Genomic DNA, 24,488 nt, shown 5'->3' on the forward strand with positions numbered 1-24,488 from the left:
GCCCCCGGGGGGGGTGGGGTGGGAGGGGGCCGTGGGGTGAGGAGTGGTCCGGGACGTGCGGTCGGAGGGCGGACGGGGGCGCGGGGTGTCCGGGTTGTGCGGTGGGAGGGCGGCCGTGGGGTGAGGAGTGGTCCGGGACGCGCGGTGGGGGGCGGACGGGGGTGCGGGGTGTCCGAGTTGTGCGGTGGGAGGGGGCCGAGGAGTGAGGGCGCGCGGGTTGTGCGGCGGGGGGACCGATGAGTGAAGGGCGTCCCAGGCGGGCGGAGCGAGGGGGCCGAGGGGTGAGGGAAAGGTGGGCGGGATGAGCGAGGAAGTTGTCCACAGGTTGGGGACGGCCGGGTTCGCGGCGCTGGTCCTGTGCTGGGGCGCGTGGCGGCTGGAACTGCTGCGTCGGCGGCGCCGGGCCCGGCGCCGGGTGATCGCGTTGCTGCGGCTCGAAGTGCCCGTCGCGAAAGCGTCCTTCACTGTCCCGGACACCGTGCGGCGCTGGCTGCCGCCGGCCGGTGCCGCGTGCGGGGTGTGGGTGCTGGTCGGCGGGACCGGTGGGGCGGCGCTGGGGCTGGGCGTCGGCGTCGCGCTCTGGCGGTGGCGGGCCGGGCAGACGGCGCCCGGCCGGCCGGAGGTGACCGACACGGCCGGGGCGGCACGCCAACTCCCGCTCGCCGCCGACCTTCTGGCGGCCTGCATCGCCGCAGGCGCCGGTCCGGTCATCGCCGCCCAGGCGGTGGGTGAGGCACTGGGCGGGCCCGTCGGGCAGGCGCTCGCGCGCGGCTCGGCGGAGGTCCGGCTCGGCGGTGCACCGGCGGACGCCTGGCGGGGCCTGGCCCTGCTGCCCGGTGCCGGTGCCCTGGCGCGGTTGCTGGAGCGGGCCGACGAGTCCGGGCTTCCCGCGGCCGGCCCGGTGGCCCGGCTCGCGTCGGACGCGCGCGCGGAGTGGGCCCGCACGGCGACGGTCCGGGCGCGCCGGGCGGCCGTACTGATCTCCGCGCCGGTCGGCCTGTGCTTCCTGCCCGCCTTCATCGCGGTCGGGGTGCTGCCCGTCGTGATCGGGCTGGCCGGCGGCGCGATGGGAGGGGGGTGAGGCGTAGGGGCACGGACGGGCACGTGGACACGGGATGAGCGCGGACGAATGACTGGAAAACAGGACCAGAACCTTACGGGGGTCGAGATGTTCGGAAAGATCAGGAAAGCGGCGGTCCGGTTGTGCGGGACGAGCCGTCGGGACGCCGGAATGGTGACGTCCGAGTACGCCATGGGGATCGTCGCGGCCGTCGGTTTCGCGGTGCTGCTCTACGAGGTCGTCAGCAGCGGCCAGGTCCGGGCGGAGCTGGCGGCCATCGTGAAGAAGGCCCTCAGTGCGCGGATGTGAGCGCGGATGTGAGCGGGGCGGGGACCGCGGGTTCGTGACCGCGGAGGCGGCCGTGGTGCTGTCCGTGCTGGTGGCGTTCACGATGGCGCTGGTCTGGGCCCTGCTCATGGTGGCGGCGCAGATCGAGTGCGTGGACGCGGCCCGCGCGGGCGCCCGGGCCGCCGCCCGTCAGGACCCGGCCGAGGCGGTGGTGACGGTGACCAGGGAAGCGGCGCCACGCGGAGCGCGGGTGACGGTCGCGCGCGAGGGGGACCGGGTCCGGGTGACGGTGGTGGCCGGGCCGCCGCTCCTCAGCGGACTGCCGCTGGAGGTACGGGAGGAGGCCGTGGCGCTCACGGAGGAAACCGTGGGGACCGTGGCACGAGCGGGGGAGGAGGGGCGGTGAAGCGCGTGGGCGGCCCGGACACCGGGCGGCGAGGGCAGGGTGGCTGGAGGTGGGACGAGCGGGGGAGACGAAACGACTCCGGGTGCCGGGGTCGCCTGGGGAGGTGGGCCGGCTGGAGGCAGCGGACCGGTTCGCGGCGGCTGATCGGAAGGGAGCGGCCGCCGAGCCGGGCGTGGCGGGCCCTGCGAGGGAGGCGGGTCCTTCGGGGGTGGTCGGGCGGCCGGTGGGACCGGGTAAAGGCAGGGTGCAGGGCGGCCGGCGGGTGGGGACGGCGGGAGGAGGCCGACCGGGGGTCGGCCACCGTGTGGAGTCTCGGAGTGATCACCGTGCTGTGCGTGGTGTTCGGCGGCGTACTCGCACTCGGGCACGCCGTCGTCATCCGGCACCGGGCGGCCGGGGGCGCCGATCTCGCGGCGCTCGCGGCGGCGGACCACTGGGCCGAGGGCGGCACCGCCGCCTGCGCCCGGGCGGAACGGCTTGCCGCGGACCAAGGGGTGCGGCTGGTGCGGTGCGCGATCGTGGGTGACACCTCGGACGTGACGGCGGCAGCCGGGAGCGGGCCGTTCACGGCGGAGGTCAGGGCGAGAGCGGGTCCGGCGGGTCCGGTACCGCCCAGCGCGCCACCGCCGGGCGAGCCGCCGGTCGCGCCGTGACGACCTGGGCTCCATCGGCTCCTCGCACGGGCGTCCCCGGGGATCTGAACATCCCGACATCCTCTGAACGCCCTCTGGCCGGCCGTTCACCGTCCACCGGCTTCCAGGGCCCGTAGGCTCACCGGCACGCGCCCGACCCGCCGGCTCACCCGCACCCATCCCGGCGGATGGGCCACTCCGCCCCCTCCGTCGGCGTCTCCGGGGCCGCCTCCGTCGGCTTCTCCTCCGGTGCGCCTCGCAGCAGCACCGTGAGCAGCCGTACGGCGCCCCTCTTGTGCAGCGGGTCGTTGCCGTTGCCGCACTTGGGGGACTGGATGCAGGAGGGGCAGCCGGCCTCGCACTCGCAGGACGCGATGGCCTCACGGGTGGCGGAGAGCCAGGCGCGGGCTGTGTGGAACGCGCGCTCGGCGAAGCCCGCCCCGCCGGGGTGGCCGTCGTAGACGAAGACCGTGGGAAGGAGGGTGTCGGGGTGGAGGGGGACGGACACGCCGCCGATGTCCCAGCGGTCGCAGGTCGCGAAGAGGGGCAGCATCCCGATGGAGGCGTGCTCGGCGGCGTGCAGGGAACCGCCGAGGATCTCCGGGATGACGCGGGCCTCGTCCAGCTGGTCCTCGGTGACCGTCCACCACACCGCGCGGGTGCGCAGCGTACGAGGAGGGAGGTCGAGTTTGGTCTCACCGAGGACTTCGCCGGTGATCAGGCGTCTGCGCAGGTACGAGACCACCTGGTTGGTGACCTCGACCGAGCCGTAGCAGAGGCGGCCGGTGCCCCACGGGATCTCGGTGTCCGTCTCCAGGATGGAGATCGCCGTGGTGTCGCGGGCGACGGTCGAGTACGGCGGGTCGGCCTGCTCGACCAGGGCGACGGAGTCCTCCAGGTCGAGGGAGCGCACCAGGTAGGTGCGGCCCTGGTGCAGGTGAACGGCGCCCTCGTGGACAGCGGAGTGCGCGGAGGCCGCGTCGACCGTGCCGAGCAGGCGGCCGGTGCCCTCTTCGACGACCTGTACGGGACGGCCGCCCGCGCCCCGGATGTCGGTCAGGTCGGCGGCCCGCTCCCGGCGGGTCCAGTGCCAGGCCGTCGCGCGGCGGCGGAGCAGCTTCGCGGCCTCCAGCTGCGGCAGCACGTCGGCGCAGGCGGGGCCGAAGAGCTCCAGGTCCTCCTCGGTCAGCGGCAGCTCCGCGGCGGCGGCGCACAGGTGCGGGGCGAGGACGTAGGGGTTGTCGGGGTCGAGGACCGTCGACTCCACCGGTTGGTCGAAGAGGGCCTCGGGATGATGGACGAGGAAGGTGTCCAGCGGGTCGTCGCGGGCCACGAGGACCGCGAGGGCGCCCTGGCCGGAGCGGCCCGCCCGGCCCGCCTGCTGCCACAGGGACGCGCGCGTGCCCGGATAGCCGGCGATCACCACCGCGTCCAGGCCGGAGACGTCCACGCCCAGCTCCAGGGCGGTCGTGGCGGCGAGGCCGAGGAGTTCGCCGGAGTGCAGGGCGCGTTCCAGGGCGCGGCGCTCCTCGGGGAGGTAGCCGCCGCGGTAGGCCGCGACACGCCGGGCCAGAGAGCGGTCGACCTCGGAGAGTCTCTCCTGGGCGATGACCGAGATCAGCTCGGCGCCGCGCCGGGAGCGTACGAAGGCGACCGAGCGCACGCCCTGCACGGTGAGGTCGGTCAGCAGGTCGGCTGTCTCGGCGGTGGCGGTGCGCCGTACGGGTGCGCCCCGCTCGCCCTGCAGATCGGTGAGCGGGGGCTCCCAGAGGGCGAACACCAGCTCACCGCGGGGGGAGGCGTCGTCGGCGACCTCCACGACCGGCAGACCGGTCAGCCGGCGGGCGGCGACCGAAGGCTCGGCGGCGGTGGCCGAGGCCAGCAGGAACACGGGGGAGGAGCCGTAACGGGCGCACAGGCGGCGCAGCCGGCGGAGCACCTGGGCGACGTGCGAGCCGAAGACGCCACGGTAGGTGTGGCACTCGTCGATGACGACGTACCGCAGCGACTTCAGGAAGGAGGACCAGCGCGGGTGGGAGGGGAGTATCCCGCGGTGCAGCATGTCGGGATTGGTGAGGACGTAGTTGCCGTACTGGCGGATCCACTCGCGTTCCTCGAAGGGGGTGTCACCGTCGTACACGGCAGGGCGTACGGCACTGCCGAGGGGTTGTGAGAGTTCCTTCACCGAGCGGCACTGGTCCGCCGCGAGCGCCTTGGTGGGGGCCAGGTAGAGGGCGGTGGCGCCACGGCCGTTCGGCGCATCGGAGCCGTCCAGGAGGGTGGACAGGACGGGCACGAGGTACGCCAGGGACTTGCCGGAGGCGGTGCCGGTGGCGACGACCACCGAGTCGCCGTCCAGGGCGTGCTCGGCGGCCAGCGCCTGGTGCGCCCAGGGGTGCTCGATGCCGCACGCCTGCACGGCGGAGATCACCTCGGACCGAATACGGTCAGGCCAGACGGCATGCCGGCCCGTGCGCGGGGGCAAGTGCTCCGTATGAGTGATGCGCGCAGCCCGGCTCGGCCCGGAGGCGAGCCGGTCCAGGACCACGCCCGGAGACGGGCGGGACGCCGGGTCCGCCGGGGTTCGATCGGATCGGTGATTCTTGGCCATTGGCACCGAGTGTGTCACTGGCGTGACGGACAATGGAGTCAAGGCGTCGTGCACGCCTGCCGGTAAGTGATTGAATGCCATCGCGGCTGGCGAAGCGTCCCGAGGGCCGTAAGCCGAGATGCCCGAGGGGCGACCGCTCGATAGCAAGGTGCTGGAGGATCCGTGGACCTGTCCCTGTCGACCCGTACCGTCGGCGATCGTACGGTCGTCGAGGTCGGTGGCGAAATCGACGTATATACCGCGCCCAAGCTGCGCGAGCAGCTGGTCGAGCTGGTGAACGACGGGAATTTCCACCTCGTCGTCGACATGGAGGGCGTGGACTTCCTCGACTCCACCGGGCTCGGCGTGCTGGTCGGCGGCCTGAAGCGTGTGCGTGCCCACGAGGGCTCGTTGCGCCTGGTCTGCAACCAGGAGCGCATTCTCAAGATCTTCCGCATCACCGGTCTCACCAAGGTGTTCCCCATCCACACCTCGGTCGACGAAGCGGTGGCGGCGACCGACTGACCTTGGACCGGTCGCCGGCGTCCCGCCCTTTCGGGGGTCGTGACGTCGGCCGGTCCCGGCCAAGTTGGCGGCCGGTCCCGACCGGGTACCCGGCCGGCGCGTCCGGACGGGCAGGCATGCCGGTCCGGTGACCATGCCGGGCCGGGTCGGCGACTCCGGATGATCCGTTTCGGGTCGCGTGGCGGCCCGGGGCACAGAAGTACACCAGGGATGCGGGCGCTCGGCGGCCTCGCTCCCGACCGCACGCCCGTAGTCGCGAGGGGGATGCATGGCCACCGTCGAACTCCGCTTCAGCGCGCTGCCCGAGCACGTCCGGACCGCCCGACTGGTGGCGGCAGCGGTGGCGCGCAGGGCCGGAGTGGACGAGGCCGTCCTGGACGAGGTCCGGCTCGCCGTGGGCGAGGCATGCTCCCGCGCCGTCGGACTGCACCAGAGCAGTGGCGTCACGGCACCGGTGAAGGTGGCGCTGATCGAAGAGGAGAAGCAGTTCTCCATCGAGGTCGGCGACGAGGCGCCGCACGCTACGCCAGGCGGCGACACGCCCGGCGCGGTGGAGGGTGAAGCGGAGATCGAGGAGGACGAGATGGGCCTCGCGGTCATCAGCGGCCTCGTCGACGACGTGGAGGTCACCACAGGGCAGAACGGCGGTCTGATCCGTATGACGTGGCCGACCACGCCGCCGACCACAGCGCTCGTCTGATCATCTCCGGCCGGCCCCGCCCGAGCCACCTTCGGTCGGCCCGCCCGAGCCACCTTCGGTCGGCCCACCAGAGCCGCCTTCGGTCGGCCCACCAGAGCCGCCTTCGGTCGGCCCACCAGAGCCACCTTCGGTCGGCCCCGCCCGAGCCGCCTTCGGCCGACCACCTCTCCGCCCCCGGGGGCCGTTTCCGTTCCGGCTTCTGGCCGCCCGCCGTGCTGCTCCGGTGTGGCCCCTCCGCCCCTACGCCCCTACGCCCTACGCCCCTCCGGAGCTTCCTCCATGTGTGGGCCGCCCCGCCCCTCCGGAGCCCCCTCAGGCGTGGCCCCCGTCCGCCCCCGAGCCTTCCCCGGGCCGGAGCCCGAGCCTCCGTGGACACTCCAAGAGCCCTGCCCAGCGGGGCTCTTTTCCTGTTTTCCGATGAACCCCCGGAATTCGTGAACAAATTCACGATCAATAGCCCGATAATTGGATCAAGAGCCAATGCGGCCGTCAATGCTTTTAAGGCATTACCTCTTTCGAGCTACGTGCCGCCACCTCGATCATTTGCTGAAGAGCATGAGAAGGCTGATTCCGTTTACCGTCCCCTGTTTAGATCACTCACGGGTACCTACAATCCGTCCACATCTTGAGCTCAGCCCAAGCGTCAAGGAGGACGAATGGCGGGGCTTTCTACCCCTCAGCAGTTGGGTCACCCCACATCCCTCGCAGCCGCGGTCCTGACCGACGACAACCGGATCATCGTGGCCGTCATCGCGGCGGTCGCCTTGGCCGCGCTGGTGGTCGCGGGGATCCTGGTGCGTCAGGTACTCGCGGCGGGCGAGGGCACCGACAGCATGAAACGGATCGCCGAGGCGGTCCAGGAAGGCGCGAAGGCCTATCTCGCCCGGCAGTTGCGCACGCTCGCGGTATTCGCCGTGGTCGTGTTCTTCCTGCTCTTCCTGCTCCCCGCGGACGACTGGAATCAGCGAGCCGGCCGCTCGGTGTTCTTCCTGATCGGAGCGGTGTTCTCGGCGGCCACCGGCTATATCGGCATGTGGCTCGCCGTTCGCAGCAACGTGCGGGTCGCCGCGGCGGCCCGGGAAGCCACTCCGGCCCCGGGCGAACCTCAGAAAGATCTCACCACCGTCTCGCACACCGCGATGAAGATCGCATTTCGCACGGGCGGCGTCGTCGGCATGTTCACGGTGGGGCTCGGCCTGCTGGGCGCCTCCTGTGTGGTGCTCGTGTACGCGGCCGACGCGCCGAAGGTGCTGGAGGGCTTCGGCCTCGGCGCGGCCCTCATCGCGATGTTCATGCGAGTGGGCGGCGGCATCTTCACCAAGGCCGCCGACGTCGGCGCCGACCTGGTCGGCAAGGTCGAGCAGGGCATTCCGGAGGACGACCCGCGCAATGCCGCGACCATCGCCGACAACGTGGGCGACAACGTCGGGGACTGCGCGGGGATGGCGGCCGACCTCTTCGAGTCGTACGCCGTGACCCTGGTGGCCGCGCTGATCCTCGGCAAGGCCGCGTTCGGCGACTCCGGACTGGCCTTCCCGCTGCTGGTGCCCGCCATCGGCGTCATCACGGCGATGATCGGCATCTTCGCGGTCGCTCCACGCCGTAGCGACCGCAGTGGCATGAGCGCGATCAACCGCGGCTTCTTCATCTCCGCGGTGATCTCGCTGGCGCTGGTCGCGGTCGCGGTCTTCGTCTACCTGCCCTCGACGTACGCCGGCCTCGACGGCGTCACCGACGCCGCGATCAAGGGCAAGAACGGCGACCCGCGGATCCTCGCGCTCGTCGCGGTGGCCATCGGCATCCTGCTCGCCGCCGTCATCCAGCAGCTGACCGGCTACTTCACCGAGACCACCCGCCGCCCGGTGCGGGACATCGGCAAGACCTCCCTCACGGGTCCGGCCACCGTCGTCCTGTCCGGCATCTCGGTCGGCCTGGAATCGGCCGTGTACACGGCCCTGCTCATCGGGCTCGGTGTGTACGGCGCGTTCCTGCTCGGTGGTACCTCGATCATGCTGGCGCTCTTCGCGGTCGCCCTGGCCGGCACCGGCCTGCTCACCACGGTCGGCGTGATCGTCGCCATGGACACCTTCGGGCCGGTCTCCGACAACGCGCAGGGCATCGCCGAGATGTCCGGTGACGTCGAAGGAGCGGGCGCGCAGGTGCTCACCAACCTGGACGCGGTCGGCAACACCACCAAGGCCATCACCAAGGGCATCGCCATCGCCACCGCCGTGCTGGCCGCGGCGGCGCTGTTCGGGTCGTACCGCGACGCCATCACCACCAACGTGCAGGAGGTCGGGGAGAAGCTGTCCGGGCCGGGAGCACCGCTCGGCCTGTCCCTGGACATCTCGCAGCCGAACAACCTCGTCGGCCTCATCGCGGGCGCCGCGGTCGTCTTCCTGTTCTCCGGGCTGGCCATCAACGCGGTGTCGCGGTCGGCGGGTTCGGTGGTGTTCGAGGTGCGGCGGCAGTTCCGCGAGCACCCCGGGATCATGGACTACACCGAGAAGCCCGAGTACGGCCGGGTCGTCGACATCTGCACCAAGGACGCCCTGCGGGAGCTGGCCACGCCCGGTCTGCTCGCGGTCATGGCGCCGATCTTCATCGGGTTCACGCTCGGCGTGGGCGCGCTCGGCTCCTACCTCGCCGGAGCCATCGGCGCGGGCACGCTGATGGCGGTGTTCCTGGCCAACTCGGGCGGTGCCTGGGACAACGCCAAGAAGCTGGTGGAGGACGGTCACCACGGAGGCAAGGGCAGTGAGGCCCACGCCGCCACGGTGATCGGAGACACGGTCGGTGACCCCTTCAAGGACACCGCAGGCCCCGCGATCAACCCGCTGCTGAAGGTCATGAACCTGGTCTCGCTGCTCATCGCGCCCGCGGTGATCAAGTTCTCCTACGGTGACGACAAGAACCTCGGGGTGCGGATCGGTATCGCGATCCTCGCGCTTCTGGTGATCGTCGTCTCGGTGTACGTCTCCAAGCGGCGCGGCATCGCCGTCGGGGACGAGGAGAACGCCGAGCGGGTGGCCAACTCGCCCGACGCCGCGGTGGTTTCGTAGATCAGGCCGAAGGGCCTGGCCGACGGGCGGGCGGACGGCGCGTGCTGACGCGCCGGCCGCCCGCCCGCGTCTGTGCGATCACCCACGTCGTGACCCTTCTCTCTCATGGTGCAAAAAGTCACAAAAGCCTACTCATGCCTCGGTCGGCACGGGGAGGCGGTCCCGTTCCCGTGTAGATTCCGGGGGCCGAGAGCCATGGAAGGGACCGATCCGGTGAACAAGAAGCTCGCGGCCGCACTGTCCGGCGGCGCGGTACTGGTGGTGGCGCTGACGGGATGCAGCAGCAGCGGGGACGAGGGACCCGACCCCAAGCTGGTGTCCTGGGCCAAGACGGTGTGCGACGCGGTACCCGCGCAGAACACGAAGATCAAGAAGGCCAACGCGTCGATCGCGGCCATCGCCACGGACAGCAACCTCCCGCCCAAGAGCGCCCAGGCGACGTACGTGGCGGCGTTCCAGGACCTGGCCGATGGCTACAAGTCGCTCGCGGGCGCCCTCAACGGCGCCGGAGCGCCCCCCGGCGTGGACGGCGGCGCCAAGCTGCAGCAGGACGCCGCCAAGAACCTCGCCGGTCTCTCCACGTCGTACGCCGAGCTGAAGAAGAAGGTCGAGGGGCTCGACACCAAGGACCAGGGCAAGTTCGCCAAGGGTCTCAAGGAGGTCGCCATCCAGACGAAGGAAGTCGGCAAGCAGGGCGACAACGGCACGCAGGCGCTGAAGCGGCTCGAGCAGGGCAAGGTCAAGGAAGCGATGGCCGAGGCGACCAGCTGCAAGGTCGCCGCGTCCGCGACGGCCCAGCCGACGGGACAGACGACCGGCGGCTGACGACCGCGGGCTGACGACCTCGGGCTGCCCGTGGGCTGACGACCGCGGGCTGAGGACCGCGTCCCGACGATCGCGCCCTGACGACGCGCCCTGACGACGCGCCCTGACGACGCGCCCTGACGACGCGCCCTGACGACCGCGTCCCTGAGGACCGTGGACCGGGGGCTGATGACTGCGGCCTGACGGCTGCGAGCTGACGCGGCGGGCCTGCGCCGACATCGGCTGACGGCGGCGGGCCTCCGCCGGCATCGGCTGGCGGCGGCGGGCGTCTCGGTGGTCGTCTCCGCGGTCGTTCGGCCGACGTCGGCGGAGGGCTGGCGCGGAGTCGGTTCCGGGTGGCCGCCCCGGGCCACAATGGGGGCGTGACTGACTCCGGACTCGCTCCCCTGCCCGCTTCCGACCGGCCCGACACCGCCGCGCGCCTGAGGGACGCGCTGCTGGCCGCCTCCTTCACCGCCGACGGACTGCTCGATCTGCTCGGAGCCGCCGCCTACGCGGCGCTGGCCCGCAGCGAGACCGTGCCCGCCCTGCGGGCCACCCGTGGCGACACGCCGCTGGAGACACTCGTACGGCTGTTCCTGCTCCAGCAACCGGTGCCCCACGCGCGCGTGGCCTCCGTCCTGCCGGTCGAGGAGGCGCTGGCGGCCGGCTGGCTGGCGCGCGTGGGCGGCGACGAGGTGGCCGCGACCGTGGACGTGCGGCCGTACGGCGGTCCCGGCGGCGAGGACTGGTTCATCGTCTCCGACCTCGGCTGCGCGGTCGGCGGTGCGGGCGGCATCGGACAGCACGACGAGGGGGTCGTCCTGGGCGTCGGCGGCGCCTCCACGACCCTCGCCGGCATCACCGTCCGCACCCCCGTCACCTCCGCCCTGGACCTCGGCACCGGCTCCGGCATCCAGGCGCTGCACGCCGCTCAGCACGCCACGCGCGTGACGGCGACCGATCTCAACCCGCGCGCCCTGCACATCACGGCGCTCACCCTGGCGCTCTCCGGGGCGCCCGCGGCCGAGCTGCGCGAGGGATCGCTGTTCGAGCCGGTCCGGGACGGCGAAACCTTCGACCTGATCGTGTCCAACCCGCCGTTCGTGATCTCCCCGCGCGCCCGGCTGACGTACCGGGACGGCGGCATGGGCGGGGACGATCTGTGCCGCTCGCTCGTCCAGCAGGCGGGGGAACGGCTGAACGAGGGCGGGTTCGCGCAGTTCCTCGGGAACTGGCAGCACGTGGCGGGGGAGGACTGGCAGGACAGGCTCAGGTCATGGGTGCCGCGCGGGTGCGATGCCTGGATCGTGCAGCGTGAGGTGCAGGACGTCACGCAGTACGCCGAGCTGTGGCTGAGGGACGCCGGCGACCACCGCGGCGACCCGGCGGAGTACCAGGCGCGGTACGACGCGTGGCTCGACGAGTTCGAGGCGCGCAAGGTCAAGTCGGTCGGCTTCGGCTGGATCACCCTGCGCAGGACCGGGTCGGCCGAACCCGTGATCACCGTGGAGGAGTGGCCGCACCCGGTCGAGCAGCCGCTCGGGGAGACGATCCGGGCGCACTTCGACCGTCTCGACTACCTGCGGGAGCACGACGACGCGGCGCTGCTGGACAGCCACTTCAAGCTCGTCGTGGAAGTGGTCCAGGAGCAGGTCGGGCTGCCCGGCGCCGAGGACCCGGAGCACGTGGTGCTGCGCCAGCACCGCGGGATGCGCCGGGCGACGAAGGTGGACACGGTCGGTGCCGGGTTCGCCGGAGTGTGCGACGGGACGCTGAGCGCGGGCCGCATCCTGGACGCCATCGCGCAGCTCGTCGGCGAGGACCCGGTGCTGCTCCGTGACCGCACCCCCGCCCAGATCCGGCTGCTCGTGGAACAGGGCTTCCTGGAGCCGGTGCGCTGACGGCACGCCCGGGGCCGGCCCGGGTGTCCAGCGGACGCCGCCGTACGGCGGCGTCCGCGCGCCGGGCTGGACGGTCGTCCGGGGCTGTCGTGGCTGTCGCGGGCCCGGTTCCGGAAAACGGCCGGAAAAATATGGCCTACGCATCAGCGGGACGCTCGTTCGTGCGCAAGTTCGATTACGAGGGCACCCTCCGTTCATCCTGATGTCGCCCGTCCGTCTCCCGCGCGTGCCACCCTCCGGGCGCCGGGCGGGGCCGACGGCGGGAAAGGGGCGTGCGGGCGGTGGAGAGTGGGCCGGCGATCTTCGCTGGAGTGGTGTTCGCCCTGTTCGGGGCCGGTCTGCTGGCCTGGACGGGGACGCGTGTGAGGCGCCGGGAACCGGTCGCCCTCGGTGTGAGTCGGGTCGCATCGGCCACCGCCGCGAGTGTCGCCGGAACGGTCGCGCTGGCCCTCGGCGTGTACTGCCTGACCCGGCTCTGAGGCCGGGCGGCGCCGTGTCCGGGGAGTAAGGGGAGCGCCACGCTCCGGACAGGGGCGGGGACGAGACGGCCGGTCCGGGCGGCAGGAATGCCGGTAGTCGGGTTACCGTTCGAGTGGCCGTTGTGGGCTTTTCCCGTTTGACACGGGGGCGGGATGTAGCGTCACACTCCGCAGCGTCACACGTGCCAGCAGTACGCCGCGACCCCGGGACCAAGGCCTGGGGAGGCCCCCAGCGTCGACCGGAGAGAAGAGCGAAGTTGTCCCCGACCAGCGAGACCGCACACGGCGGTCGCCGACTCGTCATCGTCGAGTCGCCTGCCAAGGCGAAGACGATCAAGGGCTATCTCGGCCCCGGTTACACCGTCGAGGCGAGCGTCGGGCACATCCGCGACCTTCCCAACGGCGCGGCGGAGGTGCCGGAGAAGTACACCGGCGAGGTCCGCCGCCTCGGTGTGGACGTCGAACACGACTTCCAGCCGATCTATGTGGTCAACGCGGACAAGAAGGCTCAGGTCAAGAAGCTCAAGGACCTGCTGAAGGACTCCGACGAGCTGTTCCTCGCCACCGATGAGGACCGGGAGGGCGAGGCGATCGCCTGGCACCTCCAGGAGGTCCTGAAGCCGAAGATCCCGGTCAAGCGCATGGTGTTCCACGAGATCACCAAGGACGCGATCCGCGAGGCCGTCGCCAACCCGCGCCAGCTCAACCAGAAGCTGGTCGACGCCCAGGAGACCCGCCGTATCCTCGACCGCCTCTACGGCTACGAGGTCTCCCCGGTGCTGTGGAAGAAGGTCATGCCCCGGCTGTCGGCCGGCCGCGTGCAGTCCGTCGCCACGCGACTCGTGGTGGAGCGGGAGCGCGAGCGCATCGCCTTCCGTTCCGCCGAGTACTGGGACCTGACGGGCACTTTCGCGACCGGCCGCGCGGGGGACGCGTCGGACCCGTCGTCGCTGGTCGCCCGCCTCCAGACCGTCGACGGCAGGCGTGTCGCGCAGGGCCGCGACTTCGACTCCCTGGGACAGATCAAGAGCGCGAACACCCTCCACCTCGACGAGGCGACCGCCCGCGCCCTCGCCGCCGGCCTGGAGAACACCCGCTTCTCCGTGCGCTCCGTCGAGTCCAAGCCGTACCGCCGCTCGCCGTACGCCCCGTTCCGTACGACGACGCTCCAGCAGGAGGCCAGCCGCAAGCTCGGTTTCGGCGCGAAGGCGACCATGCAGGTCGCGCAGAAGCTGTACGAGAACGGCTACATCACGTACATGCGTACGGACTCCACGACGCTGAGCGACACCGCGATCAACGCGGCCCGCGCCCAGGTCACGCAGCTGTACGGCGCCGACTACCTGCCGCCGCAGCCGCGTACGTACGCCGGCAAGGTGAAGAACGCGCAGGAGGCGCACGAGGCGATCCGCCCCTCGGGTGATCGTTTCCGCACCCCCGCCGAGACCGGCCTGACCGGTGACCAGTTCAAGCTCTACGAGCTGATCTGGAAGCGGACCGTCGCCTCCCAGATGAAGGACGCGACCGGCAACAGCGTCACCGTGAAGATCGGCGGCACCGCCGCCGACGGCCGGGACGTCGAATTCAGCGCCTCCGGCAAGACGATCACCTTCCACGGCTTCCTCAAGGCGTACGTCGAGGGCGCCGACGACCCGAACGCCGAACTGGACGACCGCGAGCGCCGGCTGCCGCAGGTCGCCGAGGGTGACGCGCTGTCCGCCGAGGAGATCACGGTCGACGGCCACGCCACCAAGCCGCCGGCCAGGTACACCGAGGCGTCCCTGGTCAAGGAGCTGGAGGAGCGCGAGATCGGCCGCCCGTCGACGTACGCGTCGATCATCGGCACGATCCTCGACCGCGGCTACGTGTTCAAGAAGGGCACGGCCCTGGTGCCGTCCTTCCTGTCCTTCGCCGTGGTGAACCTCCTGGAGAAGCACTTCGGGCGGCTCGTCGACTACGACTTCACCGCCAAGATGGAGGACGACCTCGACCGCATCGCCGCGGGTGAGGCCCAGGCCGTGCCGTGGCTGAAGCGCTTCTACTTCGGCGAGTCGGTGCCGAACAGCGGCTTCGCCGCCGGTGCCACGGGCGGCGCGGCCGACGCCGGCAACGGTGACGGCGACCACCTCGGCGGCCTCAAGGAGCTGGTGACCGACCTGGGCGCGATCGACGCGCGCGAGGTGTCCTCCTTCCCGGTGGGCAACGACATCGTGCTCCGGGTCGGCCGCTACGGCCCGTACATCGAGCGCGGCGAGAAGGACACCGAGCAGCACCAGCGCGCCGACATCCCCGACGACCTGGCGCCGGACGAGCTGAGCGTCGAACTGGCCGAGGAACTGCTGGCCAAGCCCAGCGGCGACTTCGAGCTGGGCGCCGACCCGGCCACCGGTCACACGATCGTCGCCAAGGACGGCCGCTACGGCCCGTACGTCACCGAGGTGCTCCCCGAGGGCACGCCGAAGACCGGCAAGAACGCCGTCAAGCCGCGCACGGCCTCCCTCTTCAAGTCGATGTCCCTCGACACGGTGACGCTCGACGAGGCGCTGAAGCTGATGTCGCTTCCGCGCGTCGTCGGCACCGACGCCGAGGGCCAGGAGATCACCGCGCAGAACGGCCGCTACGGCCCGTACCTGAAGAAGGGCACGGACTCGCGGTCGCTGCAGGCCGAGGACCAGCTCTTCACGATCACGCTGGAAGAGGCGCTGGCGATCTACGCCCAGCCCAAGCAGCGCGGCCGGGCCGCCGCCAAGCCGCCGCTGAAGGAGCTGGGCGAGGACCCCGTCTCCGGCAAGCCGGTCGTGGTCAAGGACGGCCGCTTCGGCCCGTACGTCACCGACGGCGAGACCAATGCCACCCTCCGCTCCGGTGACAGCGTCGAGGAGATCACCCCTGAGCGTGGTTTCGAGCTGCTCGCGGAGAAGCGCGCCAAGGGCCCGGCGAAGAAGACCGTGAAGAAGGCGGCGGCCAAGAAGACCGCCCCGGCCAAGAAGACCGCCGCCAAGAAGACGGCGGCCAAGAAGACCACGGCCGCGAAGAAGACGACCGCCAAGAAGACCACCGCGAAGAAGGCGACGGCTTCGAAGACGGCGGCTTCCACCTCGGAGGACTGACCCGACCAGGTCGGCCCGCGGCTCCCCGGCTTCGCGGAACGGACGCCCCGGCATCACTTCGGTGCCGGGGCGTGCGCATGCCAGGAGGGCGAGGTGTGGTGTCAGCGGCTGCGGATAGGCTGAACGCATGACGCGAGCCGAGCAGCCAACGGCCCACCCCACAGCACCGGACGACGCCCTGGTGGCGGACTCCCGCGAGCGCGCCGTGCGTTCTCTGCTGCGCCGACCGCAACTGAGGCGCTTGTGGAGCGCCCAGCTGGTGAGTGGTGTCGGCGACGCCCTGTCCCTCCTCGTGCTGGTCGTCCTGGTCCTCCAGGCGGCGATAGCCGAAGGGGCTTTCGGAGGCGGCTACCGCGGCGTGGCGTTCGCAGTGGCGACGGTCTTCGGTGCGCGCGTCCTCGCCACCCTGCTCTTCGGCGCCGTCCTGCTCGGCCCGCTGACCTCGCTCACCGCCCAGGAGGGTCCGCTCGACCGCCGCTGGACCATGGTCGGAGCCGACGGTCTGCGCGCCGCGCTGCTGATCGTCGCCCCCCTGTGGATCGACTGGACCCCGGGCGACGCCCTCGCCGTCCTGCTCGTCACCGCCTTCGTCACCGGCGTCGCCGAGCGGCTGTGGAGCGTGTGCCGGGAGAGCGCCGCCCCCGCCCTGCTGCCGGGCCCGCCGCCCGAGGGCGCGACCGTGCGGCCCCTGCCGGACCACCTCGACGCCCTGCGCCGCCTCACGCTGCGCACGAGCTTCCTCGCGGTTCCGCTGGCCGCCGCCGCCCTGGTCGTCGCCGGCCTGCTGAACAACCTGCTGGGCACCGGCATGGCCTGGTTCGACCAGCACCAGGCGGCCCTCGCGTCGTACGTGGCGGCGGGCCTGTTCGCCGCCGCGCTGTCGGTGCTGACGTTCCTGGAACTGCCCGACACCCGCACCCCGCGCCCGCGCTCCCCGCTGGAGGGCCTGCGCCGCCCGCGCACCGGCGCAGGCGTCGACAAGGGCCGCACGGGCGCCATCCCGCTGCTGGTTCCGGCCTGCGCCGGGGTCGCCGGGGCGATCGCCGCGGCCGTCGCGGTGTGCGTGCTGCACGCCAAGGACCTGGGCGGCGGCCCGGTGCTCTACGGGCTGCTGGTGCTGGGCCTGACCGGCGGCGTCGCCGTCGGCATCCGCACCGCCCCCGGTCTGCTGCCCTCGCTCTCCCGCCGACGGCTGCTGGCCCTCGCGATCGCCGTCGCCGGTATCGCGCTGCTGGCCGCCGGCCTGGTCCCGGACGTCACCACGGTCCTGCTGATCGTCACGCTGGCCGGTGCCGCCGCGGGTGTGGCCGCCAACACCGGACACACCCTGCTCGACCAGGAGACCGAGGAGTACCGCCGGGCGCGCACCACCGAGCACCTGCACGCCGTGGTCCGCGTCTTCGTGGCGCTCGGCGCCCTGGTCGCGCCCGTGGTGGCGGCGCTGATCGGCCCGCACCGGCTGGAGAACGGCAAGTTCGTCTTCGCGCACGGCGGCGCGGCCTTCACGCTGATGCTGGTCGGCGCGCTGCTGCTGCCGGTGGCCGCGCTGGTGCTCGCCAAGGTCGACGACCGCTCCGGTGTGCCGCTGCGCCAGGACCTCAAGGACGCGCTGCTCGGCGGCGACGACCCGGTCACGACCCCGGCCACGAACGGCTTCTTCATCGCCCTGGAGGGCGGTGACGGCGCCGGCAAGTCCACCCAGGCCGAAGCCCTCGCCGAGTGGATCCGCGCCAAGGGCCACGAGGTCGTGCTCACCCGTGAGCCGGGGGCCACCCCGGTCGGCAAGCGGCTGCGTTCGATCCTGCTGGACGTGTCCTCGGCGGGCCTGTCGCACCGCGCGGAGGCACTGCTGTACGCCGCCGACCGTGCGGAGCACGTCGACACGGTCGTACGCCCCGCCCTGGAGCGCGGCGCGGTGGTCATCTCCGACCGCTACATCGACTCCTCCGTCGCCTACCAGGGCGCCGGCCGCGACCTGTCGCCGACCGAGATCGCCCGTATCAACCGCTGGGCCACCGACGGGCTGGTCCCGCACCTCACCGTCCTGCTGGACGTCCCCCCGGAGACCGCCCGCGAGCGCTTCACCGAGGCGCCGGACCGGCTGGAGTCGGAGCCGGCGGAGTTCCACGCGCGCGTGCGCTCCGGTTTCCTGACGCTGGCCGCCTCCGACCCCGGCCGCTACCTGGTGGTGGACGCCGGGCAGGAGGCCGAGGCCGTCACCACCGTGATCCGGCACCGCCTGGACACCGTGCTGCCGCTGTCCGAGGCCGAGATCAAGGCCCAGGAGGAGGCCCGGCGCAAGGCCGAGGAGGAGGCCCGGCGCAAGGCCGAGGAAGAGGCCGCCCGCAAGGCCGAGGAGGAGCGCCTGGAGCGGGAACGCCAGGAGCAGCTCGCCAAGCTGCGCGCCGAGGAGGAGGAGCGTAAGCGGCGCGAGCTGGAGGAGGCACAGCGCCGCGAGGCCGAACGGCAGGCGGAGGAGGCCCGGCAGCGGGCCGAGGAAGCGGCCCGGCGCGCGGAGGAGGAGCGTCAGCGGCTGCTCGCCGAGGAGAAGGCGCGCGCCGAGGAGGAGGCCCGCCGCAAGGCCGAGGAGGAGCGGCGCCGCCGGCAGGCCGAGGAGGAGGCCCGGCTGCGCGCCGAGGAAGACGCCCGCCAGGCCCGGCTCCGCGCGGAGGAGGAGGCCCGGCAGGCCCGGCTCCGCGCCGAGGAGGAGGCCCGTCGCCTGGAGGCGCAGCGCAAGGCGGAAGAAGCGCTGCTGCGCGCCGAGGAGGCCCGTCGGCAGGCGGCCGAGGCCGCAGCGGCGGCCGACGCGGCGGCCCGCAGGCCCAGCACGCCCCGGCCCTCGGCACCTGGTGTGTTCCCCGACGCCGTCACGGTCCCCACGCCGGTGGTGTCCGCGGACGCGGCCGGGGGCGCCGAGGAGACCGTCACGACGCCGGTGGTGTCGCCGGACGCGCAGGCCGCGAGCCGGCAGGCCGCAGGCGGGCAGGCGCCTGGTGCGGCGGAGCGTCGCACGGACGACCCGACGACGGACGCGCGGGGCACGGACGGCCGGACGACGGACGTCCGGGACGCGCGGGGCACGGACGACACGGCGGTGCTGCGGCCGGTGCGCGACGAGCGCGCAGGCTCACCCTCCGGCCGGCGGGGCTTCCACCCGGACTCCGAGGTGACCACCGAGCTGCCGCAGCCGCCGGCGACCTCCGGGCCGGCCGACGAGACGGCGGTGCTGCCGCAGGTGCCTCCGGGCGCGGCGGACGAGACGGCCGTGCTCCCGCCGGTACGGGACGGCGGTACGCCCGCGGCCCCGCAGGTGCCTCCGGGCGCCGCCGACGAGACCGCCGTTCTCCCGCCGGTACGGGACGGCGGCCCGGCGGACCGGGTGCCGCCCGGCTACTTCCGGGACGAGCGGCCCGCCACGGGCCCCGACGGCTCCGAGCCGCGCACCCGCGAGATGCCCCAGGTCGACGCCGACGGCACACCCCGCCGCCGGCCGCGCTCCGACTGGGCCGAGGAGACCCCGCTGGACGACCTGCCGTCGCTGGCCGACGAACTGCTGGGCTCGTACGACGAGTCGGAGTACGGCGACCAGGGCGGCGGGGAGCAGCAGGGCCGCAGGGGCCGCGGCCGACGCGGCTGACCGGCAGCTTTCTCCCAAAACGGGGAGGCGCCCGCGGACACCGGCAGAACCGGTGCGGCGGGCGCCTCCTGCCGTCCGCACGCACCTGCCGCTTGGTGTGCGCCTGAGCTCGGTGTGCGCCTGCCGCTCGGTGCGTGCCCCAGTTTGATGTGCGCCCGCCGCGTGCTGAGGCGTCCTCCGCTTGCGCGCGTTCCCCCGCTCACCCGGCGCGTCCTTCGCTTGTGCGTGTCCGCCGCTTACCCGGCGCCCGCCGTCTGGTGCGTGCCCGCCGCTTGCGCGTCCCGGCGTGCGGGCCGGCCGTCAGGTGTGAGGGACCTGCGGACCCGCGCCGTAGTCCGCGCCGGTCACCGGTGGGTCTCGTTGTCAGTGCCCACCCGCACAATGGAGGACGGCAAGCGGAGTGTGACGGAAGGGCGGCGTGACCCATGACCGTGTGGGACGACCTCGTCGGGCAGGAGAAGGTGAGCGCGGTGCTCGACGCGGCCGCGCGGGACGCCGACGCCCTCGTCACGGCCGCCAGGGCGGACGAACCGCTGCCCGAGGCGTCGAAGATGACCCACGCCTGGCTGTTCACGGGCCCGCCCGGCGCGGGCCGGAACCAGGCGGCGCGGGCCTTCGCCGCGGCCCTGCAGTGCGTGAGCCCCGACCGCGCGCTCGGCGGCACCCCCGGCTGCGGCTTCTGCGACGGCTGCCACACCGCGCTGCTCGGCACCCACGCGGACGTCACGACGGTCGCCGCCGTCGGCGCCGAGATCCTGGTGAAGGACATGCGCGACACCGTCCGCAAGTCGTACACCGCCCCGGCGACCGGCCGCTGGCAGGTCATCCTGGTCGAGGACGCCGAGCGGCTGAACGAGAAGTCGGCCAACGCGGTCCTCAAGGCCGTGGAGGAGCCCGCCCCCCGCACGGTGTGGCTGCTGTGCGCCCCCTCCGTCGAGGACGTCCTGCCGACCATCCGCTCCCGCTGCCGCCATCTGAACCTGCGCACACCCTCCGTCGAAGCGGTGGCCGACATGCTCGTGCGGCGGGACGGCATCGAGCCCGAGGTCGCCGCGTCCGTCGCCGCCGCCACCCAGGGCCATGTCGACCGGGCGCGTCGGCTGGCCACCGACCCGGCGGCCCGCGCCCGCCGTGCCGCCGTGCTGAAACTGCCGCTGCGGCTGGACGAGGTCGGCGCCTGCCTCAAGGCCGCGCAGGAACTGGTCGACGCGGCCGCGGAGGACGCCAAGCAGCTCGCGGAGGAGATGGACGGCAGGGAGACCGAGGAGCTGAAGACGGCGCTGGGCGCGGCCCAGGGCGGCCGGCTGCCGCGTGGCACGGCGGGGGTGATGAAGGACCTGGAGGACATGCAGAAGCGCCGCAGGACCCGCACGCAGCGCGACAGCCTGGACGTCGCCCTCGGTGACCTCACCGCCTTCTACCGCGACGTGCTCGCTCTGCAGCTCGGCACGCGCGTGGCGATCGCCAACGCCGACGCGGGGGACGCCCTGGACCGGCTGGCCCGCGGCAGCACCCCCGAGTCCACGCTCCGCCGGATCGAGGCGATCTCCGCGTGCCGCGAGGCGCTGGACCGCAATGTCGCGCCGCTCCTGGCGGTGGAGGCGATGACGATGGCGCTGCGAGCGGGCTGAGACCGCCCGGCACCCGTCCGGGCCGCGGGCGATCCCGGTCGTCCCGGCACCCGTCCGGGCCGCGCCGAGCCCGTCGTCTCCAGCACCCGTCCCGGCACCTGTCCGGGCGGTGCCGAGCCCGGCCGTCCCGGCACCCGTCGGGGCCGCGCCGAGTACGGCCGTCTCCAGCACCCGTCCCAGCACCCGTCCGGCGCGCCGAGCCCGGCCGACCCAGCACCCGTCCCAGCACCCCTCCGGGCCCGCCGGAGTCCGGCCGGCCCGTGTGGCGCGGTGCTGGACGTGCGACGAGGATGTGGCCGTGTCCCTCGTAGGAGGCACCCATGTCCACTGATCGCACCCGATCGATCGCACAGCGTTACTCTCGCCAGATGCACATCAGGCGATCCCCCCGTTCCCGCCGGACCCGGGGCCCCCGCACCCGGACGACGGCCCGCGTCACGGCCACCCTCCTCACCTCCGCCGCACTGCTCGTCTCCGCGTGCTCCGCGGGGAACTCGACCACCTCGACCACCTCGGCCGACGGCACGGTGCAGGCGGCGCTCGCGGCGCTGCCGCGTTCGACGCCGTCGGCGCTGACGCCGTACTACGAGCAGCGGCTGCGCTGGCGCGACTGCGGTGTCCCCGGATTCCAGTGCACGACGATGCGGGCCCCGCTGGACTACGCCGACCCCGACGGGGGCACCGTCCGGCTGGCCGTCGCCCGCAAGAAGGCGACCGGAAGCGGCAGACCGCTCGGCTCGCTGCTGGTCAACCCCGGTGGCCCGGGCGGTTCGGCGATCGACTACCTCCAGCAGTACGCGGGCCTGGGCTACCCGGAAGAGGTCCGCGCCCGCTACGACATGGTGGCCATGGACCCGCGGGGCGTCGCCCGGAGCGAGCCCGTCGAATGCCTCGACGGACGGCAGATGGACGCGTACGCGCAGACGGACCAGACACCCGACGACCAGCGGGAGCGGGACGCGCTGGTGACGGCGTACCGGAAGTTCGCGGAGAACTGCGGCACCCACTCGGCACGACTGCTGCGGCACGTCTCCACCGTGGAGGCGGCACGGGACATGGACATCCTGCGTGAGGTGCTCGGGGACCGGAAGCTGAACTACGTCGGGGCGTCGTACGGCACCTTCATCGGGTCGACGTACGCCGGCCTGTTCCCCGGGCGGGTCGGCCGGGTGGTGCTGGACGGCGCGATGGACCCGTCCGTGGACGCCCGCACACTGAACCTGGATCAGACGGCGGGGTTCGAGACGGCCTTCCAGGCGTTCGCGAAGGACTGCGTACGGCACGCCGACTGCCCGCTCGGCGGGAAGGGCACGACGCCCGGACAGGTCGGCGACCACCTGCAGGCGTTCTTCCGCCGCCTGGACGCCCACCCCATCCCGGCCGGCGACACGGACAGCCGGGAACTCGGGGAGGCGCTGGCCACCAACGGGGTGATCGCCTCGATGTACGACGAGGGGAGCTGGGGGGCGCTGCGCGGGGCGCTGACCTCGGCGATGAAGGAAAAGGACGGTGCCGGCCTGCTGGCCCTCTCCGACAGCTACTACGAGCGGGACGCGGGCGGTCACTTCAGCAACCTGATGATGGCCAACGCCGCCGTGAACTGCCTGGACCTGCCGCCGGCCTTCAGCGGGCCCGCCGACGTCGAGAAGGCCCTGCCCGCGTTCGAGAAGGCGTCCCCGGTCTTCGGCCCCGGGCTGGCCTGGGCCGCGCTGAACTGCGCGTACTGGCCGGTGCGGGCCACGGGTGAGGCGCACCGCATCGAGGCGAAGGGGGCGGCGCCGATCGTGGTGGTCGGCACGGTCCGCGACCCGGCGACACCGTACCGCTGGGCCCGGTCCCTGGCCGGCCAGCTCTCCTCCGGCCGCCTGCTGACCTACGACGGCGACGGCCACACGGCGTACGGCCGGGGCAGCGCCTGCATCGACTCCGCGATCGACACCTACCTCCTGCGGGGAACCCCGCCACCCGCCGGAAAGCGCTGCTCATAGCCCCTGCCGCCCGCCCCGGAGCCACCCTCCCCGGGGCGGGTACGAAGCACTCCGGGAAACTGTGTAGACTTACCGACGTTGCTGATCGCACCATGGTGCGGGCAGCGCGCCGCTTTAGCTCAGATGGCCAGAGCAACGCACTCGTAATGCGTAGGTCTCGGGTTCGAATCCCGAAAGCGGCTCCACCGAAACCCCAGGCCAGGCTCCAACTGGCCTGGGGTTTTGTTGTTCAGCGGATGCGACGACGACGCTGGGAACGGGCCGCGCGGGTGTCGGTGGTCTCAGTCTTGGTCTCAGTAGGGCCCGGAATCGGAGGCGCCGACGGGGGCACGAAGAACTCGCCCATGCGCCGCATGGCGTCCTTCGACAGATGGGACCGGCCCTTGACGTACCGCCGGGTCTGACTGATCTGCGTGTGCCGCAGGATCTCCATGATCGTGGGCATGTCAACGCCCAGCTCGTTCAGGATCGTGCCGGCCGTGTGGCGGCTCCCGTCGTACAGTCGCCGGTCATCGATCCCGGCCTCCTTGAGTAGATCCTTGAATTCCTCGTAGTCGGCGCGGGGGTCGAGCGGGCGTCCGTCCGGCCGTGAGAACACGACCTCGTGTTCCTGCCACAGTTCCCCGGCGGCGGCTCGCATGGCTTCCTGCTGGGCCTTGTGGTCGTGCAGGAACGGCACGAAGACGGGCGGGATCGGGACGGCGTTTCGACTCTTCTTGGTCTTGGGGCGGGTGAAGACGAGACCGCCCTCCCGGCGGTCCGGGCAGGCGCTCGCGTGCTTCGTGCACGTCTTGGTGCACGGCTTGGGGCAGCCCCGCTTGTAGTTCTTGTGCGTGGCGCAGTCCGCGGGGCACGCCTCGAAGCGGTGCAGGCGCGCGCCGCAGGCGTGCGGGTTGTCGCACCCGTGCCGCCACGTGAGGCGCTGTAGCTGCCACTCGGGGCGGAACAGTTCCGCCTCCAGGTCGACGTACGTCCACCGCAGGCCGAGCGTTTCGCCCTGCCGGAACCCCATGCCGACACCGACGATCCACCGCATGAAGGTGGGGCGCTTCGAAGCGGCCTCAAGGAACGCCTTGGCCTCCTCCTTGGTGAAGGGGTTGGCCTCCGTCTCATCGATGCTCGGCGGGTCCACAAGCGTGGCGACGTTCTCGCCGACGATGCGGCGGCGGTGGGCGATCTTCAGCGCGCGAGACAGGATGCGGTGCACCTTCACGACGTGCGACGGCGCGTGGCCGGCGTCGAGCAGACCCCGGTACATCCGCTCCAAGTGCTCGGGCTGCAACTTGTCGATTCGGTGCCTGCCGACGCCCGGGATGATGTCGTTGCGGGTCTTCGACCAGTAGTCGTCCAGGGAGCGCGGCTTCAGCTTCAGGCTCGCGATGTCGGTGAGGTAGGTCTCCACCCACGCGGCAACGGTCGGCTTCCGCCCTGCGGCGGGCGCTCCCCCCTGGTCGCGGAGGCGCTCCAGTTCCTTGACCTTGCGCTTGATCTCGGGTTCCGTCCTGGCCCGGCGGTGACGCCGGTCGGGGCTGCCGTCGCTCTTCACGCCCATGGTGACGCGGCCGTGCCACCAACCGTCGGCGCCGAAGTAGATGGATGACTCCATGTTGGGCTTGCGGGGGCTCATGTGTTCCTCCGTGAGGGAGGTGCCCCGCGCATCGTGCGCGGGGCA

General features: G+C 72.6%; 15 protein-coding genes, 1 tRNA gene and 1 pseudogene. 15 read left to right on the forward strand and 2 right to left on the reverse strand.

Translation table 11 applies throughout. The features are described from left to right. Nucleotides 1-301 precede the first annotated feature (301 nt). From GT045_RS12620 to GT045_RS12635, 4 genes and pseudogenes are all read left to right on the forward strand, one after another. A complete protein-coding gene (locus GT045_RS12620; protein WP_202527901.1) occupies nucleotides 302-1,081 on the forward strand; it encodes a type II secretion system F family protein in 780 nt (259 codons plus the stop codon). Nucleotides 1,082-1,168: 87 nt separating this feature from the next. After that, the gene (locus tag GT045_RS12625; protein WP_161289097.1) at nucleotides 1,169-1,369 is read left to right on the forward strand and encodes a DUF4244 domain-containing protein; all 201 of its coding nucleotides are present in this window, start codon (nucleotides 1,169-1,171) and stop codon (nucleotides 1,367-1,369) included. Nucleotides 1,370-1,403: 34 nt separating this feature from the next. After that, nucleotides 1,404-1,754 (forward strand): TadE family type IV pilus minor pilin, encoded by a 351-nt coding sequence (locus tag GT045_RS12630; RefSeq protein WP_161289099.1) that lies wholly within the window; start codon nucleotides 1,404-1,406, stop codon nucleotides 1,752-1,754. Nucleotides 1,755-2,035: 281 nt separating this feature from the next. Continuing rightward, nucleotides 2,036-2,407 (forward strand): annotated as a pseudogene (locus GT045_RS12635) (Rv3654c family TadE-like protein); the annotation flags it as partial. Nucleotides 2,408-2,552: 145 nt separating this feature from the next. Here the strand turns inward: GT045_RS12635 and GT045_RS12640 are convergent. Then, nucleotides 2,553-5,078, reverse strand: a complete 2,526-nt coding sequence (locus GT045_RS12640; RefSeq protein WP_237538538.1) for a DEAD/DEAH box helicase — start codon at nucleotides 5,076-5,078, stop codon at nucleotides 2,553-2,555. Nucleotides 5,079-5,159: 81 nt separating this feature from the next. On the opposite strand from GT045_RS12640, the gene bldG reads away from it, so the two are divergent. From bldG to GT045_RS12695, 11 genes are all read left to right on the forward strand, one after another. Then, on the forward strand, nucleotides 5,160-5,501 hold the full coding sequence (gene bldG / locus GT045_RS12645) for an anti-sigma factor antagonist BldG (protein WP_009189842.1): 342 nt from the start codon (nucleotides 5,160-5,162) through the stop codon (nucleotides 5,499-5,501). A gap of 268 nt (nucleotides 5,502-5,769) precedes the next feature. After that, complete coding sequence (locus GT045_RS12650) at nucleotides 5,770-6,201, forward strand: ATP-binding protein (protein WP_161289101.1); 432 nt, start codon at nucleotides 5,770-5,772, stop codon at nucleotides 6,199-6,201. A gap of 656 nt (nucleotides 6,202-6,857) precedes the next feature. Further along, on the forward strand, nucleotides 6,858-9,263 hold the full coding sequence (locus GT045_RS12655) for a sodium-translocating pyrophosphatase (RefSeq protein ID WP_161289103.1): 2,406 nt from the start codon (nucleotides 6,858-6,860) through the stop codon (nucleotides 9,261-9,263). Nucleotides 9,264-9,476: 213 nt separating this feature from the next. After that, a complete protein-coding gene (locus tag GT045_RS12660; protein ID WP_161334217.1) occupies nucleotides 9,477-10,088 on the forward strand; it encodes a small secreted protein in 612 nt (203 codons plus the stop codon). 362 nt (nucleotides 10,089-10,450) lie between these two features. Continuing rightward, a complete protein-coding gene (locus GT045_RS12665; RefSeq protein ID WP_161289107.1) occupies nucleotides 10,451-11,971 on the forward strand; it encodes a class I SAM-dependent methyltransferase in 1,521 nt (506 codons plus the stop codon). A gap of 281 nt (nucleotides 11,972-12,252) precedes the next feature. Next, nucleotides 12,253-12,450: a hypothetical protein gene (locus GT045_RS12670; RefSeq protein ID WP_161289109.1), complete on the forward strand. Its 198-nt coding sequence runs from the start codon at nucleotides 12,253-12,255 to the stop codon at nucleotides 12,448-12,450. 257 nt (nucleotides 12,451-12,707) lie between these two features. Then, the gene (gene topA, locus GT045_RS12675) at nucleotides 12,708-15,560 is read left to right on the forward strand and encodes a type I DNA topoisomerase (RefSeq protein WP_161334218.1); all 2,853 of its coding nucleotides are present in this window, start codon (nucleotides 12,708-12,710) and stop codon (nucleotides 15,558-15,560) included. A gap of 127 nt (nucleotides 15,561-15,687) precedes the next feature. Further along, nucleotides 15,688-19,197 (forward strand): dTMP kinase, encoded by a 3,510-nt coding sequence (gene tmk / locus GT045_RS12680; protein ID WP_161334219.1) that lies wholly within the window; start codon nucleotides 15,688-15,690, stop codon nucleotides 19,195-19,197. Nucleotides 19,198-19,622: 425 nt separating this feature from the next. Further along, nucleotides 19,623-20,828: a DNA polymerase III subunit delta' gene (locus GT045_RS12685; protein WP_161289056.1), complete on the forward strand. Its 1,206-nt coding sequence runs from the start codon at nucleotides 19,623-19,625 to the stop codon at nucleotides 20,826-20,828. 368 nt (nucleotides 20,829-21,196) lie between these two features. Then, nucleotides 21,197-22,816: an alpha/beta hydrolase gene (locus GT045_RS12690; protein ID WP_161289054.1), complete on the forward strand. Its 1,620-nt coding sequence runs from the start codon at nucleotides 21,197-21,199 to the stop codon at nucleotides 22,814-22,816. A 108-nt stretch (nucleotides 22,817-22,924) separates the two neighbouring features. Next, nucleotides 22,925-23,001 (forward strand) — tRNA-Thr (locus tag GT045_RS12695). Nucleotides 23,002-23,045: 44 nt separating this feature from the next. Here the strand turns inward: GT045_RS12695 and GT045_RS12700 are convergent. Continuing rightward, on the reverse strand, nucleotides 23,046-24,443 hold the full coding sequence (locus GT045_RS12700; RefSeq protein ID WP_161334220.1) for a tyrosine-type recombinase/integrase: 1,398 nt from the start codon (nucleotides 24,441-24,443) through the stop codon (nucleotides 23,046-23,048). Nucleotides 24,444-24,488: the final 45 nt, after the last annotated feature.

Source organism: Streptomyces sp. SID486 (assembly GCF_009865385.1).
GTDB lineage: Bacteria > Actinomycetota > Actinomycetes > Streptomycetales > Streptomycetaceae > Streptomyces.

Bases quoted from the DNA above. Each gene is read 5' to 3' on its own strand.
- tmk (WP_161334219.1), top strand. From the start codon at position 15,688: ATGACGCGAGCCGAGCAGCCAACGGCCCACCCCACAGCACCGGACGAC.
- GT045_RS12650 (WP_161289101.1), top strand. From the start codon at position 5,770: ATGGCCACCGTCGAACTCCGCTTCAGCGCGCTGCCCGAGCACGTCCGG.
- GT045_RS12625 (WP_161289097.1), top strand. From the start codon at position 1,169: ATGTTCGGAAAGATCAGGAAAGCGGCGGTCCGGTTGTGCGGGACGAGC.
- GT045_RS12620 (WP_202527901.1), top strand. From the start codon at position 302: ATGAGCGAGGAAGTTGTCCACAGGTTGGGGACGGCCGGGTTCGCGGCG.
- GT045_RS12685 (WP_161289056.1), top strand. From the start codon at position 19,623: ATGACCGTGTGGGACGACCTCGTCGGGCAGGAGAAGGTGAGCGCGGTG.
- GT045_RS12690 (WP_161289054.1), top strand. From the start codon at position 21,197: ATGCACATCAGGCGATCCCCCCGTTCCCGCCGGACCCGGGGCCCCCGC.
- GT045_RS12655 (WP_161289103.1), top strand. From the start codon at position 6,858: ATGGCGGGGCTTTCTACCCCTCAGCAGTTGGGTCACCCCACATCCCTC.
- GT045_RS12700 (WP_161334220.1), bottom strand. From the start codon at position 24,443: ATGAGCCCCCGCAAGCCCAACATGGAGTCATCCATCTACTTCGGCGCC.
- GT045_RS12640 (WP_237538538.1), bottom strand. From the start codon at position 5,078: ATGGCATTCAATCACTTACCGGCAGGCGTGCACGACGCCTTGACTCCA.